Raw genomic sequence first — 15195 nt, 5'->3', positions numbered from 1 at the left:
AATCTTGTCGAGCAGCAACCCGCTGCGTGACCCCGCAGACCGACGGCTCCCGCGTATCGCGGGGCCGTCGGGCCTGGTCATCTTCGGCGTCACGGGCGATTTGTCACGTAAAAAGCTGATGCCCGCGGTGTACGACCTCGCCAACCGCGGCCTGCTTCCGCCGGGCTTCTCGCTCGTCGGTTTCGCCCGTCGTGAGTGGGCCCACGAGGACTTCGCCCAGGAGGTCCACGACGCGGTCAAGGAGCACGCCCGCACGCCCTTCCGCGAGGAGGTCTGGCAGCAGCTGGTCCAGGGCATGCGCTTCGTCCAGGGCACCTTCGACGACGACGACGCCTTCGACCGGCTGCGCTCCACCATCGAGGAACTGGACAAGGCGCAGGGCACGGGCGGCAACTTCGCCTTCTACCTGTCCGTGCCGCCGTCCGCGTTCCCGGTGGTCATCCAGCAGCTGAAGAAGCACAAGCTGGCGGACCAGTCGGGCGGCTCCTGGCGCCGCGCGGTCATCGAGAAGCCCTTCGGCCACGACCTCGAGTCGGCCGAGGAGCTCAACGCGATCGTGCACGAGGTCTTCGCCCCCGACCAGGTCTTCCGCATCGACCACTACCTGGGCAAGGAGACCGTCCAGAACATCCTGGCGCTGCGCTTCGCCAACACGATGTTCGAGCCGATCTGGAACCGGTCCTTCGTCGACCACGTGCAGATCACGATGGCCGAGGACATCGGCATCGGCGGCCGGGCCGGCTACTACGACGGCATCGGCGCCGCCCGTGACGTCATCCAGAACCACCTGCTTCAGCTCATGGCGCTGACCGCCATGGAGGAGCCCTCCTCCTTCGACGCGGACGCGCTCGCCGCGGAGAAGACCAAGGTGCTGGCCGCCACCAGGCTGCCGAAGGACCTGGGCCTCAGCACGGTCCGCGGCCAGTACGCGGAGGGGTGGCAGGGCGGCGCGAAGGTCGTCGGCTACCTCCAGGAAGAGGGCATCGACCCCAAGTCGAAGACCGACACCTTCGCCGCGATCAAGGTGGAGGTGGACAACCGCCGCTGGGCGGGGGTCCCGTTCTACCTGCGCACCGGAAAGCGCCTGGGCCGTCGCGTCACCGAGATCGCGGTCGTCTTCCAGCGCGCCCCGCACTCCCCCTTCGACCACACGGCGACGGAGGAGCTGGGCCAGAACGCGATCGTCTTCCGCGTCCAGCCCGACGAGGGCGTCACGGTCCGCTTCGGCTCCAAGGTGCCCGGCACCTCCATGGAGATCCGGGACGTCTCGATGGACTTCGCGTACGGCGAGTCCTTCACCGAGTCGAGCCCGGAGGCGTACGAGCGTCTGATCCTCGACGTGCTGCTCGGTGACTCGAACCTCTTCCCGCGCACCGAGGAGGTCGAGCTGTCCTGGAAGATCCTCGACCCGATCGAGCGGTACTGGGACAAGCACGGCAAGCCCGCGCAGTACGCCTCGGGCACCTGGGGGCCCGTCGAGGCCGACGAGATGCTCGAGCGAGACGGACGGAGCTGGCGTCGCCCATGAAGACCGATCTCACGGACACCACGGCCAGCAAGATCAACAAGGCGCTCGTGCAGGGCCGCCGCGCCATCGGCACGCCCGCCGTCGGCATGGTGCTCACCCTCGTCATCGTCACCGACGAGGAGAACGCCTACGACGCCCTGAAGGCCGCCACCGAGGCCTCGCGCGAGCACCCCTCGCGCACCCTCGTGGTCATCAAGCGCGTCTCCCGCTCGCCCCGCGACCGCACGAAGTCGCGGCTCGACGCCGAGGTGCGGCTCGGGGCGGAGGCGGGCACCGGCGAGACCGTGGTGCTGCGCCTTTACGGCGAGGTGACCGACCACGCCCAGTCGGTCGTCCTGCCGCTGCTGCTGCCGGACGCGCCCGTCGTCGTCTGGTGGCCGGTGAACGCGCCGCTCGACCCGGCGAACGACCCGCTCGGCGCGCTCGCGCAGCGCCGGGTGACCGACACCTACGCCGCCGAGGCGCCGGTGCGGGAGCTCAACACCCGCGCCGAGGCCTACACCCCGGGCGACACGGACCTGTCGTGGACCCGCATCACGCCCTGGCGTTCGATGCTGGCCGCGGCCCTGGACCAGGTCACCTGCGACGTGGACGCGGTCGAGGTGGAGGGCGAGGAGTTCAACCCGAGCTGCGAACTGCTCGCGATGTGGCTCGCGGACCGGCTGGAGGTCCCCGTCAAGCGGTCGCTGTCCTCGGGCCCCGGCCTCACCGCGGTGCGGCTGGAGACGAGCTGCGGCCCGATCGTCCTGGACCGCGCCGACGGCACCCTCGCGACGCTCTCCATCCAGGGGCAGCCCGACCGCGCGGTGGCGCTCAAGCGCCGCGACACGGCCGAGCTGATGGCGGAGGAGCTGCGCCGCCTCGACCCGGACGACACCTACGCCTCGGCGCTGCGTTTCGGGGTCAGCCGGCTGAACGCGGCGGCGGACACCGCAGGGGCCGGGTCCTCGGGCGGGACCGCAACCGCCACGAAGGCGGCCCCGGTCGCCAAGGACTCCCCCGCGGGTGTGGCCGAGACGCTCGCCAAGAAGGCGGCGGACAGGGCGGCCGCCGAGTGAACACCCCCCAGCTCGTCGTCCACCGCGACAAGGAACTGATGGCCCAGGCCGCGGCGGCGCGGCTGATCACGAAGATCGTGGACGCGCAGGCCTCGCGCGGCTACGCCTCGATCGTGCTCACCGGCGGGCGCAACGGCAACGGGCTCCTCGCGGCGCTCGCGGCCGCGCCCGCCCGGGACGCGGTCGACTGGGCACGCCTCGACCTGTGGTGGGGCGACGAGCGGTACCTCCCCGGGGGCGATCCCGACCGCAACGACACGCAGGCCCGCGCGGCCCTGCTCGACGCGGTGCCGCTGGACCCGGCGCGGGTGCATGCGATGCCCGCGTCCGACGGTCCGCACGGCGCCGACGTCGAGGCGGCGGCGGAGTCGTACGCGGCGGAGCTCGCGAAGGCCGCCGGGCCGGAGAACCACGGCCCGGTCCCGGCCTTCGACGTCCTGATGCTGGGCGTCGGCCCGGACACCCACGTGGCCTCGCTCTTCCCGGAGCTGCCCGCGGTGCGGGAGACGGAGCGGACGGTGGTCGGCGTGCACGGCGCGCCCAAGCCGCCGCCGACCCGGATCTCGCTGACCCTGCCCGCGATCCGCTCCGCCCGCGAGGTGTGGCTGCTCGCGGCCGGCGAGGACAAGGCGCAGGCGGCCGCGATCGCTCTGTCCGGGGCGGGCGAGATCCAGGCCCCGGCCGCCGGCGCGTACGGCCGCTCGCGCACCCTGTGGCTCTTGGACTCGGCGGCGGCGTCACAGCTGCCGCGGTCGCTGTATCCGCCGGCGTCCGCCTGACGGGACCGAACCGCGAACGCCGGAGAAGCTGAGGTTCAGCTTCTCCGGCGTTCGCGGTTCGGGACCGGAGCCGGGAGTCAGGGCCCGGAGCCGGACTCCGAGAACGGGCCTCGCGAGCCGGTACGGCGCGCGAGGGCCCGCCGTCACTTCACCGACCCCGCCATCACCCCCTGGACGAAGTGCCGCTGGAAGGCGAAGAAGACCGCCACCGGGACCACCAGGGACAGGAACGCCCCTGGGGCGAGCACGTCGATATTGCTGCCGAACTGTCTTATCTGTGACTGGAGTTCGACGGTCAGCGGCTGTGCGGAGCTGTCGGCGAAGAGCAGGGCGACCAGCATGTCGTTCCAGACCCAGAGGAACTGGAAGATGGCGAGACTGGCGATGGCCGGCCGGCCGACCGGCAGGACCAGCCGGGTGAAGATGCGCCACTCGTTCCCCCCGTCCATGCGCGCCGCCTCCAGCATCTCCTTCGGCATCTCCGCGAAGTAGTTGCGCAACAGGAAGATCGCGAACGGCAGGCCGTAGGAGACGTGGAAGAGGACGACGCCGGGGATCGTGCCGAACAGGCCCAGCCGCCCGAAGAGTTCGGCCACCGGCAGCAGGCCGATCTGTACCGGCACCACGAGCAGCGCGACCACCAGCAGGAAGATCGCGTCTCGCCCCGGGAAGTCCAGCCACGCGAAGGCGTATCCGGCGAGCGCGGCGATGACGACGACGAGCACGGTCGCCGGGACGGAGATCAGGACGGTGTTCCAGAACGCCCGGGTCATCCCCTCATTGCCCAGCAGGGCGGAGTAGTTGTCGAAGGACAGCTGCCCCGGGCTCTTCAGCGCGGTCCACCAGCCTCCCCGCGCGGTGTCCTCGGCCGAGCGCAGCGACGACAGGAACAGGCCCGCGAGCGGGGTGAGCCACACCAGGCCCACGACGACGAGGAACGCCTGCACCACACCGCTGCCGAGCCCTCGCCTGAGCGCGTTCATCGTCGACTCCCTAGGAAACGGCGGACGTTGAAGATCATCGCGGGAACCACCAGGAGCAGAAGCAGCACACCGAGCGCGCTGCCGAGGCCCTGGTTGTTACCGCCGCCGAACGACACCAGCCACATCTGCGTGGCCAGTACGGTGGCGTCCTCCTGCACCGGGCCCGGTGCGATGATGTAGACGAGGTCGAAGACCTTCATCACGTTGATGACGAGGGTCACGAAGACGACGGTCAGGACGGGTGCGAGCAGCGGGACGGTGATCCGGCGGAAGATCTGCCACTCGTTCGCCCCGTCCATCCGGGCCGCCTCCAGCGCGTCCCGGGGCAGCGCGGCGAGGCCCGCGCCGATCAGCACCATGGCGAATCCGGTCCAGATCCACAGGTAGGCACCGATGACCGCGGGCGTGACGAGCGCGGGTCCCAGCCAGGAGACGCCCTCGTACGGCGGGGCGAAGTTCGACGCGGGCAGCCGCACGGTGTACGGGCCCGGTCCGAGGTGCTGGAAGCGGAAGGAGCCGTCGGCCGCGGTGGTGGTGCTCGCGACCGCGTGGCCGTCGCGCACCGCCTCGACCGTCATCTCAGGCAGTCCGCTCTCCTTCCGGTCGGCTCTGCCCTGTTCCCCTCCACCCCCGCGGGTGAAGTCCAGATAGACGGCACCACGCAGTTCGCCGGGCGCGGCCTGACGCCGGGCGGCGGCGTACGCGGGCCGCGCGCCCCGCGGCAGGTCCTCGGGGAGTACGCCGACCAGGCCGAGGGCGACGGTGTCACCCGGTGACGCGGAGGCGGTCGTACGGTAGGAGCCGTCGGCTCCCTTGGTCAGGCCCTGGCCGTCACGGGCGCGGGCGGTCGGGTAGGCCGAGGTTCCCGTGAAGGCGTCGTGCACGGAGACGACGGCGGCGTTCAGTACGCCCTTGTCGGGGTCCTCGTCGTAGGCGAGCCGGAAGATGATGCCCGCGGCGAGGAAGGAGACCGCCATCGGCATGAAGAGCAGGAGCTTGAACGCCGTGGCCCAGCGCACCTTCTCGACGAGGACGGCGAGGACGAGGCCGAGGCCGGTGAGCAGGGTCGGTGCGACGACCACCCAGATCGCGGTGTTGCGGACGGCCTTGATCGTGGCGGGGTCGCGGAACATCTCGGTGTAGTTGTCGCCGCCCACGAACCGTGTGCCGGAGGCGTCGAAGAAGCTGCGGCCCACGGAGAACAGCACGGGGTAGACGACGAGCGCGCCGAGCAGGAGCAGGGCGGGGAGGACGAAGGCGAGGGCGACGGCCCGGCCGCGGCGCCGGGCCCGCCGCCGACGGTCGGCCAGGGTGACCGGCGGCGGGCTCGCCTCCTTCAGGAGCGTGGCGGTCATGTGCGATCAGCCCTTGTACGCCTTGGCCGCCGCGCTCTCCAGCCGGGCCGCGGTCCCCTTCGGGTCGGACGGGTCGCGCAGGAAGTCCTGGAGGATCTTCCACTCACCGGCACCCTTGGTACCGCCGAACGCGGCCGGGGCCTGGTCGGACATGTCGAACCGGACCGAATCCCCGGCCGCGACCAGGGACTTGGCGGTCTCCCGGGTGACGTCGTCACCGTAGGAGGCGAGGTCGAGCTTCTTGTTCGGGGACAGGAAGCCGCCCGCCCCGGCCCAGACGGCGGACGCCTCGGGGGTCGTGAGGTACTCCAGGAACCGCATGGCGGCCTTCTGGTTCTTGCCGTCCTTGAGGACGACGGCCGCGTCGCCGCCGCTGACCACGGGGGCCTTGCCGCCGGTGACCGCCGGGAAGGGGAAGAAGTTCGCGTCCTCGCCGATCTTCCTGCCGAACTGGTCCTTGGCGACCCCGGCGACGAAGTCGCCCTCGTAGACCATGCCGGCCTCGGGCTTGGGCCCGAAGACCTTCTCGACGGAGCCCGGGAAGTCGGTGCTCAGGGCCTCCTTCCGGCCCCCGGCCACCAGTTGCTTGTCCTCGAAGAGCTTGCCGAGGGTGGTGAGGGCCTCGACCACCGTCGGGTCGGTCCACTTGATCCGGTGGGCGGCCAGGGCGTCGTACTTCTCGGGCCCGGCCTGGGAGAGGTAGACGTTCTCGAACCAGTCGGTGAGCGTCCAGCCGTCCTGTCCGGCGACGGAGAAGGCGGCGAGACCCGACTCGGAGACCGTGTGCCCTGCCTTCAGCATCGCGTCGTAGGTGGCCGGCGGCTTGACGCCGGCCTGGTCGAGGGCGTCGGGGCTGTACCAGACGGTGGACTTGTGGGCGGCCTTGAAGTAGAGCCCGTACAGCGTGCCGTCGACGCTGCCGTAGTCCTTCCACACGCTCGCGTAGTTGGCGTCGACTGCCGCTCCCGCGGTCTTGGACAGCGGCTTGAGCCAGCCCTGCTTCGCGAACTGCTGGAGCACACCGACCTGCGGGACCATCACCACCTCGGGGGCCTTGCCGCCCTCGATCTTGCTGCCGATGACGGTGGAGACGTTGTCGCCGGTGGAGACGAACTGCGTCTTGGCGCCGGTCTTCTCGGTGAAGGCGTCCAGCACCTTCTGGAAGTTCTTCTGCTCGCTGCCGGACCAGACGCCGGCCACGGTGATCGTCTGGCCGTCGAGCGCCTTGCCGTCGCCGCCCGCGGAGACGGGGGAGCCTCCGCAGGCGGTCGCGCCGAGCGCCAGGGCGGCTGCGGTGCAGCTCGCGAGCAGGGTGGTACGTCGTCGCATCATCGTTGATGTCCCTTCGGGGGAATGAGAGGTGACGGAGCGTCAAGCGGTGTCGGCCGAGGAGCGGTGGCCTCGGAGGAGAAGGCCGAGCGGGGCTCGTGGGCACGAGCCCCGTCGGAGGGCTCAGGGATGGGCGGAGTCGCTGATCCACCAGGCGGCGGTCGAACCGGGCAGGACGCCGGGCGCGCAGGGACCGCTGGAGAGCAGCGGGGTCCCGGAGACCGGCGCGGGCGTCGGCGCGGCGCCGAAGTTGACCGCGCACACCAGGCCGTCGCCCCGGACGAAGCCGAGGACACCGGGCGGGGTGTCCAGCCAGCGCAGCTCGCCCTCCCCCAGCTGGGGCAGTCCGGAGCGCAGTTGGAGTCCGTCGCGGTAGAGGTGCCAGAAGGAGCGGGTGTCGGCGAGGGCACGGTCGGTGGCGTACTCGGCGAAGTAGGCCGGCTGCGGCAGCCACGGCTTGGCGCTCTCCGCACCCGGGGTGAAGCCGAACGGCGAGGCGTGCCCCGACCACGGCAGCGGAACCCGGCAGCCGTCGCGGATGCGGGCACGGCTTCCGGTGCGGCGGAATATGGGGTCGGTGAGCACGTCGTCGGGGAGGTCGACGACCTCGGGGAGCCCGAGTTCCTCGCCCTGGTAGATGTACGCGGCTCCGGGCAGCGCCAGCATCAGCAGCGCGGCGGCACGGGCGCGGGCGGCACCCAGACCGCTGCTCTCGGTGCCCAGTTCGCCGTAGCGGGTGACCGTGCGCACCTGATCGTGGTTGTTGAGCACCCAGGTGACCGTCGAGCCGGTGCCGGCGATGTCCTGCATGGCCTCGGAGATGACCTTGCGGAACGAGTCGGCGTTCCAGGGGGCGCTCAGCAGGTCGAAGAAGAACGCCTGGTGGAGCTCGTCGTGGCGTACGTACCGGGCGTGTTCGCGGGCGGTCGGGACGGAGACCTCACCGACGAGCAGCCGCTCCCGGCCGTCCTCGGCGGTGTACTCCTCGCACAGCGACCGCCAGCGGCGCCAGACGTCGTGCACCTCCGGCTGGTTCCAGGCGAGCGGGTTGACCGAGTCGCGGGTGCGGGCGTCGGCCTCGGGGTCGGGCGAGTCCGGCAGATCGGGGTGCTTGTAGAGCCCGGCGGCCACGTCGATGCGGAAGCCGTCGACGCCCCGGTCGAGCCAGAAGCGCAGTACGTGGTCGAAGTGGCCGCCGACCTCGGGGTTGCGCCAGTTCAGGTCGGGCTGTTCCGGCGTGAACATGTGCAGGTACCACTGGCCCGGGGTGCCGTCCTGCTCGGTGACCCTGCTCCAGGCGGGGCCGCCGAACATGGCGTGCCAGTTGTTGGGCGGTTCCGCGCCGTCCGGACCCCGGCCGTCGGCGAAGTGGAAGCGGGCGCGGGCCGTGCCGCCGGGCGCCGATTCCAGCGCCTCGCGGAACCACGGGTGCTCGCTGGAGCAGTGGTTGGGGACGATGTCCAGGAGCACCCGGACGCCGAGGCGCCGGGCGTCCGTCATCAGCAGGTCGAACTCGGCGAGGTCGCCGAAGAGCGGGTCCACGTCGCAGTGGTCGGCCACGTCGTAGCCGTGATCGTGCTGCGGCGAGGGGTAGAAGGGGCTCAGCCAGATGCCGTCGACCCCGAGCTTCTTCAGATACGGCAGTCCGGTCCGGACGCCGGCGAGATCGCCGACGCCGTCCCCGGTGCTGTCCAGAAAGCTCCGGACGTACACCTGGTAGATCACTGCGTCGCGCCACCAGCGGTGCGTGTTGAGCGTCACCCGTTGACCTGTCTGTGCGTGCCTTCGGTTATGCATGCATGTTAAGTAGGCGTGTCGCTGGGGTGTCAACGAGTAGACAGAAGGAAACGGGATTCGGGTCCTCTATATAGGCATTTTTCAGCCCTGCCGGCCCGAGATGAGATGCTCGCGTTACCTAACATGTAACTAGGAAGGTCGCCGGAATGCGACGACGAAGAGGGGGCTCAGCCCCGGCGCGAGATGTCGGCCAGCTCGCGCGCCAGCCGGCGCACGGCGGCTTCGGGCGTCTGGTTCCCGGTCATCGCGTCGTGCACCACCGCCTGCACCGCGAGGCTCACCTGGTCGTAGCGGGGGCTCTTGGGGCGCGGCGCCGCGGCGAGCACACCGGCGCGCAGCGTCGGCAGGTAGGGGAACGCGCGGATCAGTTCGGGGTCCTGGTAGAGCGCGTCCCGTACGGGCGGCAACGCTCCTTCGGTGAGGACCTGGCGCTGGACCCGCTCGCTCGTCAGGTACGCGATCAGACGCGCGGCGGATTCGGGGTGCCGGGCTCGTGCGTTGACGGCGAGGTTGGACCCGCCGAGCACGCTGGTCCCCGGCCCGTCGCGGCCGGGCAGCGGAACCGCGCCGATCTTTCCGGCGACGGCCGATCCCGGGGCGGAGGCGCTGACATAGGCGTAGGGCCAGTTGCGCAGGAAGAGGAGACGGCCGTCCTGGAATGCCTGTTTGGACTCCTGCTCCTTGTACGTCAGCGCCTTCTTCGGGATCCAGCCGTCGCGTACGCCGTCGGCGAGGAAACCGATGCCCTCGCGGGCCGCGGCGGAGTCCACCGTCACGCGTTCGCCCTCGTCACCGAGGATCGTGCCGCCCGCCGAGTAGACCGCCTCGGCGGCGTTCACCGTGAGGCCCTCGTAGGGCAGGAACTGGCCCGCATAGCCGTCGAGTCCGTACTTCGGGGCGATCGTCCTCGCCTGTCTCTCCAGCTCGGCCCAGGTGCGCGGCGGCGCGACCCCCTCCTTGGCCAGGATGTCCTTGCGGTAGAGAAGCAGTCCGGCGTTGGTGACGTACGGGACGGCGTACAGCCTCCCGTCGTACCTCGCGGTCTCCACCACCGGCCGCAGGAAGCCGTCGAGCGGGAAGCGGTCGCGGGGCAACGGGGAGATCCAGCCCGCGGCGGCGAACTCCGAGGTCCACGCGACATCGATGTTGAGGACGTCGAAGCGGCTCCGGTCGCCGCCGCGCAGATCGGTGGTCATCTGCGCGTGGGCCTCGTCCGCGGAATCGGGGAGTTCGACGAGGGTGACCTTCTCGCCGGGGTGCGCGCGGTTCCAGCCGTCGAGGAGCGGCCCGAGATAGTTGGTGAGGTCACCGGCGGTGGCCAGCGCCAGCGGACCGCGTCCGCTCCCGCGCGCCCCGTCGGCGGGCGCACCCGAGGCGACGTAACCGGACAGAACCACCGCGACGACCAGGAGGCCCCTACCGGCGGCACGTATCCACCGCATAGGTTCCTCCCTGTACACCGGCACCGGGCCTCTTCGCCCGGAGTCAGAGGCCATGTATACCTGTTAGGTATGGGCGATACTAGGGCCTGCGGCACATCCTCCGGCTCATAGGCGTTCGGCGCATGGGCCCTCAGTACATGAAGAACATGCTGCGAGCAGCAGGGGCGCCCCGCGGGCGAACCGGGAACAAGAGAGCGGAAGAGGGGGAGGAGAGCACGAGTGCGGCTGCCCCTCCTGGCCCTGCTGGCGCGCGGACCGGCCCATGGCTACGAGCTCAAGCAGGACCTTGAGCAACTGCTGGGCTCCGCGTACCCTCAGCCGAACGTCGGCCAGATCTACGTGACGCTCGGCCGTCTCGAGAAGTCGGGACTGATCGAGGGCGAGGAAGTCGAGCAGTCGAGCCGACCCAACAAGAAGATCTATCACCTCACCGACGCCGGGCGTGAGGCGCTGCGCGCCTGGTACGAGGAGACGGCGGACGAACCGCGGGTACGGGACGAGTTCTTCATGAAGCTCGCACTCGCACCGCGGACCGGTCTGGCCGACCAGATCGCCCTGATCAACAAGCAACGGCGCCAGTATTTGAACACCATGCGGGAACTGTCGAGGCTCGCCGCGACCGAGGACCGGGACAACCGCGTCTCCCAGCTGCTCATCGAGGGCGCCATGCTGCATCTGCAGGCCGATCTCGACTGGCTGGAGCGCTGCCAGGAGGAGTTGGAGGAGCAGGGATGAGCCGCACCCCTCCCGCGCCGCGCGCCGAGAACCCGCCACCGCGGCCCGAGAGCCCGGAGCCACCGCCCGAGCGCACCGCGCCGCATGCGGAGATCTCGTCGGCGCGTGCCGGGGAAGCCGCCGTGCTGCGCGCGGAGAACCTGGTCAAGACCCACTACGGCGAAGGCGCGCCCGCCCATGCCGTACGCGGCGTCGACCTGTCCGTACGACGGGGCGAGTTCGTGGCGGTCACCGGCCCCTCCGGCGCGGGGAAGTCGACCCTGCTGCATCTGCTCGGCGGGCTTCAGCGGCCCGATTCCGGCAGCATCTGGCTGGACGGCGACTGCACGGACGGATACGGCGAAGCCCGCTGGGCGGTCGAGCGCCGACGCCGTATCGGCATCGTGTTCCAGTTCTTCAACCTGGTGTCGAACCTGTCGGTCGCCGACAACGTCGAACTGCCCGCCCTGCTCGCCGGGGTCTCTCGCAGGCGGGCGCGCGCCGAGCGGCAACAGCTGCTCTCCGAGCTGGGCCTCCAGGGCAAGGAGCGCAGCATGCCGGGCGAGCTGTCCGGTGGTGAGCAGCAGCGCGTCGCGCTCGCCAGGGCCCTGGTCAACCATCCGCCCCTGCTGCTCGCCGACGAGCCCGCGGGGAGCCTCGACAGCAAGGGCACCCGCGAGGTGACCCGGCTGCTGTCCCGGTTCCACCAGCGCGGCCAGACGATCCTGCTGGTCACCCACGACGCGCGGCTCGCGAGCGCCGCGGACCGGGTGATCAGCTTCTTCGACGGTCGGATCGCCGACGACGCGGAACTCGACGGCACGCCGTCGCGGGGCACAGGGATATCCGGCGTACTCGAACTGAGGGACTGAACCGGCATGCGTGCCACGTTGCGCTGGGCGCACGCCGATCTGCGCACCCACCGGGGCGAGGCGCTGTTCATCGTGCTGGCCACCGCCGGCATCGTCACCTCACTGCTGCTGGCCACCGCGCTCTTCGGCTACGCGACCAACCCCTGGCAGCGGGTCTTCACCCAGTCGCACGGCGCGCACGTGTGGATCCACACCGGACCGTCCGCGGACACGCGCAGACTCGCCGACGTGGACGCGGTGGAGTCCTTCGCGGGCCCCTACCCCACAGCCGCGACGGCCGTCGAGTCCCGGGGGACCCGCGCGGCGGTCGAACTGCGCGGCGCCACCGAGCAGCCCTCCACCGGACGCCCGCTGCTCGTCTCCGGACGCTGGCTCGACCCTGCCGAGGCGGACGGCGTGGTGCTGGAGAGCAGCCTCGCCCGGTCCCTGTGGGCCGAACCGGGCGACACCCTCACCGTGCCCGGCACCGCCCGGACTCTGACCGTGCTGGGCGTCGCCGACAGCGCCGAGCCCCGCTACAGCCCGGGCGAGCGGCCGGGCCTGGTGTGGACGCTCCCGACCGCGGTGCGGGCCACCGCCGGGCGCGCCGGACAGGTGATCGGGCTGCGGCTGACCGATCCCGGCGACACGGACTACGCCGTCCAGCGGGCCGTCACCCTCCTCGGCGCCGGAGCGGTCACCGAGGTCTCCCCCTGGCAGCAGGCGCGGGCCGAGGCGCAGGGCGACAACCGGCTGCTCGGGCAGGTGCTCGGCCTGTTCGGCCTGGGCGCGCTGGTCGCCGCCGGGCTCGCCGTGCACGGCGCGATCGGCACCCGTATCCGTGGCCATCTGCGGGACATCTCGGTGCTCAAGGCGATCGGCTTCACGCCGGGCCAGGTGGTACGGATCTTCCTGCTTCAGCACGTGGCGTTCGCGCTGCTGGGAGCCGTGCTCGCGGGCGCGCTCACCCAGGCGCTGGGCGGCCGCGTGCCGGGACGCCTCGGGGATGCGGTCGGTGTGTGGCAGGGCCTTCCGGGACACACCGCGGCACTCTTCTCGGTGCCCGTGGCCGTGGTGCTCTTCATCGCCGCGACGACCGGGCTCGCCGCGTGGCGCGCCGGACGGGTGTCGCCGGTGCCGGGGCTCCGCGCCGCGGCGCAGCGCGGCGGTGGGCTGCCTCGTGCGGCGCGCGGCGCTCTGGGGCTGCGGATACCGTCCGCGCTGGTCCTGGGCTGGCACAAGGCGTTCACGCGCCGGCCGCGCTCGCTGGCCACGATCGCCCGCCTCGCGCTGCCCCTGCTGCTGATCGTGGTGGCCATGAGCGCCTGGACGACCATCGACCGCTTCCACAGCCGGCCCGAGCAGCTGGGTCTCGCGGCCGCGCTCACCGTCCGCCCGGACGGCGGTCTGAGCGATGCGGGCGTACGCGCCCTGCTCGACCGGAACCACCAGGTCACCGACGTCCACCCGGGTATCCAGGTGCCGGCCCTGGTCCCCGGACAGACCGGCACGATCGCCCTGCGCGGCCTCGGTACACGCCGGGACCCCTACCCGTTCTCGCTGGCCGAGGGCCGCGCCGCGAGCGGACCCGACGAGGCGGTGGCGGGGCAGGGACTGCTCGACCTGCTGGACGTGCGGGTCGGCGACTGGGTACGCGTGACCGTGGGCGCTCAGCCGCAGATCCTGCACATCGTGGGGCGGAGCATCGAGCCGGAGAACGGCGGCCGGGTCATCTCCACCTCGCTCGACACCCTCCGTGAGAACGACCCTGGCCTCCGGCCGACCCTCTACCAGCTCCAGCTGCGCCCCGGGGCCGACCCGCACCGGGTGGCCCGCGAGCTGACGACGGCCTCGCACGGACGTTTCGACGTGCACGCCGTGACCAACCCGGCCGACAGGCTCTCACCGCTGCGTGGAGTCGTCGCGGGGCTGATCGCCGTACTGGCCCTGATCGGGCTGATCGAGCTGCTCACCGCGATCGGTGGCACGGTCCGCGAGGGCGAGCGGGATCTGCTGGCGCTGAAGGCGATCGGACTGACGCCTCGGCAGATCACCGCGGTCACCGTGACGGCCACGGGGTGCACGGCCCTCGCGGCGGTCGTCGCCGGTACGGCTCTGGGGCTGCCGCTCGCGCACTGGCTGATCGATGCCCAGGGCAGGTCGAGCGGCATCGGCGCGGGCGTCGCGCGAGGGCCGTCCGCCGCGCTTCTGCTGCTGTTCGGCGCGGCCGCCGTGCTGGGCGCCGCCGCACTCGCCGCCGTGCCGGCCGCCCGGGCGGCCCGTCGGCGGCTGGCGGACACCCTGAGCGCGGCGGCCTGATCCCGGTCGGGTCCCGTACGGTCCCTGGCCCTACGGGTTCCGCCGGATGTCCGGCGCGGGCGGGTTCCCGTGGGGGTGGGGGGCGTACGGACCGCCCTGGGGGCAAGAGGGATACGAGCCCGACGGGCTGCCGTGGGGATACGGGGCGTGCGCGGTTCCTGGAGGGAAGGGGAACCCCGGCGGAACCGAAGTAGTTCCCGGACAGCTGGACCGCGCCGTGGGCCACGACACCGATCGGCCAGAGCGCCACGAAACCCAGCGGAACCAGCGCGGCTCCTCCGACGGCGGTCGCCGACTGCACGAGGAGCACGGCGGCCACGGCCATGCCGATGAAGAGCAGCAGCAGCTTGAGCGAGCCGAGGAGCGGGCGCCGTAACTGCCGGACGGTCCCGGTGCGCCGCCCCACGCAGAGCATCACGCCCACGGTCAGCGGCGTGATGAACAAGGGATGTCACGGGAAGCGGGCGGACTCCCGCCGCCCGCTTCCCCTCATTCAGGCTCAACGGCCCCGCAGCGTGCGGTACTTGGCGACCAGGGCCTTGGTCGACTCGTCCAGTCCGGGCACGTCGGTGCCTTCGGTCAGGGCGGGTTCGACGCGCTTGGCGAGCACCTTGCCGAGTTCGACGCCCCACTGGTCGAAGGAGTCGATGTTCCAGATCGCGCCCTGGACGAACACCTTGTGCTCGTAGAGGGCGATGAGCTGGCCGAGGACCGAGGGGGTCAGCTCGGCGGCGAGGATCGTGGTCGTGGGGTGGTTGCCCTCGAACGTCTTGTGCGGCACCAGTTCCTCGGGCACGCCCTCGGCCCGGACCTCGTCGGGGGTCTTGCCGAAGGCCAGCGCCTGCGTCTGCGCGAAGAAGTTCGCCATCAGCAGGTCGTGCTGGGCCACCAGACCCGGCAGCAGGTCGGCCACGGGCTCGGCGAAGCCGATGAAGTCGGCGGGGATCAGCTTGGTGCCCTGGTGGATCAGCTGGTAGTAGGCGTGCTGGCCGTTGGTGCCGGGCGTGCCCCACACCACCGGCCCGGTCTGCCACCGGACC

At 71.5% G+C, this 15195-nt stretch carries 11 protein-coding genes and 1 pseudogene; 6 read left to right on the top strand and 6 right to left on the bottom strand.

The features are described from left to right. The first annotated feature begins 1 nt into the window (after position 1). The 3 genes from zwf to pgl are packed head-to-tail and all read left to right on the top strand — an operon-like array spanning position 2 to position 3365. The gene (zwf, locus tag CW362_RS25660; protein ID WP_376452924.1) at positions 2-1528 is read left to right on the top strand and encodes a glucose-6-phosphate dehydrogenase; all 1527 of its coding nucleotides are present in this window, start codon (positions 2-4) and stop codon (positions 1526-1528) included. Then, positions 1525-2586: a glucose-6-phosphate dehydrogenase assembly protein OpcA gene (gene opcA / locus CW362_RS25655; protein WP_103551899.1), complete on the top strand. Its 1062-nt coding sequence runs from the start codon at positions 1525-1527 to the stop codon at positions 2584-2586. The genes zwf and opcA overlap by 4 nt, the downstream gene beginning before the upstream one ends. Next, a complete protein-coding gene (pgl, locus tag CW362_RS25650) occupies positions 2583-3365 on the top strand; it encodes a 6-phosphogluconolactonase (protein WP_103551898.1) in 783 nt (260 codons plus the stop codon). The genes opcA and pgl overlap by 4 nt, the downstream gene beginning before the upstream one ends. Positions 3366-3508: 143 nt before the next feature. Here pgl and CW362_RS25645 read toward each other — a convergent pair whose 3' ends face one another. The 5 genes from CW362_RS25645 to CW362_RS25625 form a co-directional block, all read right to left on the bottom strand. Beyond that, the gene (locus CW362_RS25645; RefSeq protein WP_103551897.1) at positions 3509-4348 is read right to left on the bottom strand and encodes a carbohydrate ABC transporter permease; all 840 of its coding nucleotides are present in this window, start codon (positions 4346-4348) and stop codon (positions 3509-3511) included. Continuing rightward, complete coding sequence (locus CW362_RS25640; protein ID WP_103551896.1) at positions 4345-5703, bottom strand: ABC transporter permease subunit; 1359 nt, start codon at positions 5701-5703, stop codon at positions 4345-4347. The genes CW362_RS25645 and CW362_RS25640 overlap by 4 nt, the downstream gene beginning before the upstream one ends. 6 nt (positions 5704-5709) lie before the next feature. Further along, positions 5710-7035 (bottom strand): ABC transporter substrate-binding protein, encoded by a 1326-nt coding sequence (locus CW362_RS25635; RefSeq protein ID WP_103551895.1) that lies wholly within the window; start codon positions 7033-7035, stop codon positions 5710-5712. Positions 7036-7155: 120 nt separating this feature from the next. Next, on the bottom strand, positions 7156-8829 hold the full coding sequence (locus tag CW362_RS25630; protein WP_103551894.1) for a glycoside hydrolase family 13 protein: 1674 nt from the start codon (positions 8827-8829) through the stop codon (positions 7156-7158). A gap of 167 nt (positions 8830-8996) precedes the next feature. Then, a complete protein-coding gene (locus CW362_RS25625) occupies positions 8997-10271 on the bottom strand; it encodes an ABC transporter substrate-binding protein (protein ID WP_103551893.1) in 1275 nt (424 codons plus the stop codon). A gap of 219 nt (positions 10272-10490) precedes the next feature. Between CW362_RS25625 and CW362_RS25620 the strand changes: the two genes are divergently transcribed. Genes CW362_RS25620 through CW362_RS25610 form a run of 3 tightly spaced genes read left to right on the top strand, consistent with a single transcriptional unit; the run spans position 10491 to position 14155 of the window. Beyond that, the gene (locus CW362_RS25620) at positions 10491-11006 is read left to right on the top strand and encodes a PadR family transcriptional regulator (protein WP_103551892.1); all 516 of its coding nucleotides are present in this window, start codon (positions 10491-10493) and stop codon (positions 11004-11006) included. Beyond that, positions 11003-11857 (top strand): ABC transporter ATP-binding protein, encoded by an 855-nt coding sequence (locus CW362_RS25615; RefSeq protein WP_240658043.1) that lies wholly within the window; start codon positions 11003-11005, stop codon positions 11855-11857. The genes CW362_RS25620 and CW362_RS25615 overlap by 4 nt, the downstream gene beginning before the upstream one ends. Positions 11858-11863: 6 nt before the next feature. Further along, on the top strand, positions 11864-14155 hold the full coding sequence (locus tag CW362_RS25610; protein ID WP_103551891.1) for an ABC transporter permease: 2292 nt from the start codon (positions 11864-11866) through the stop codon (positions 14153-14155). A 499-nt stretch (positions 14156-14654) separates the two neighbouring features. Here the strand turns inward: CW362_RS25610 and CW362_RS25605 are convergent. After that, a pseudogene (locus CW362_RS25605) lies at positions 14655-15195 on the bottom strand (glucose-6-phosphate isomerase); the annotation flags it as partial.

It is taken from the genome of Streptomyces populi (assembly GCF_002911015.1).
Taxonomy (GTDB): Bacteria; Actinomycetota; Actinomycetes; order Streptomycetales; family Streptomycetaceae; genus Streptomyces; species Streptomyces populi.
Note: the sequence above shows the minus strand (reverse complement) of the source record. Positions and strands in the feature narration are given on the sequence as shown.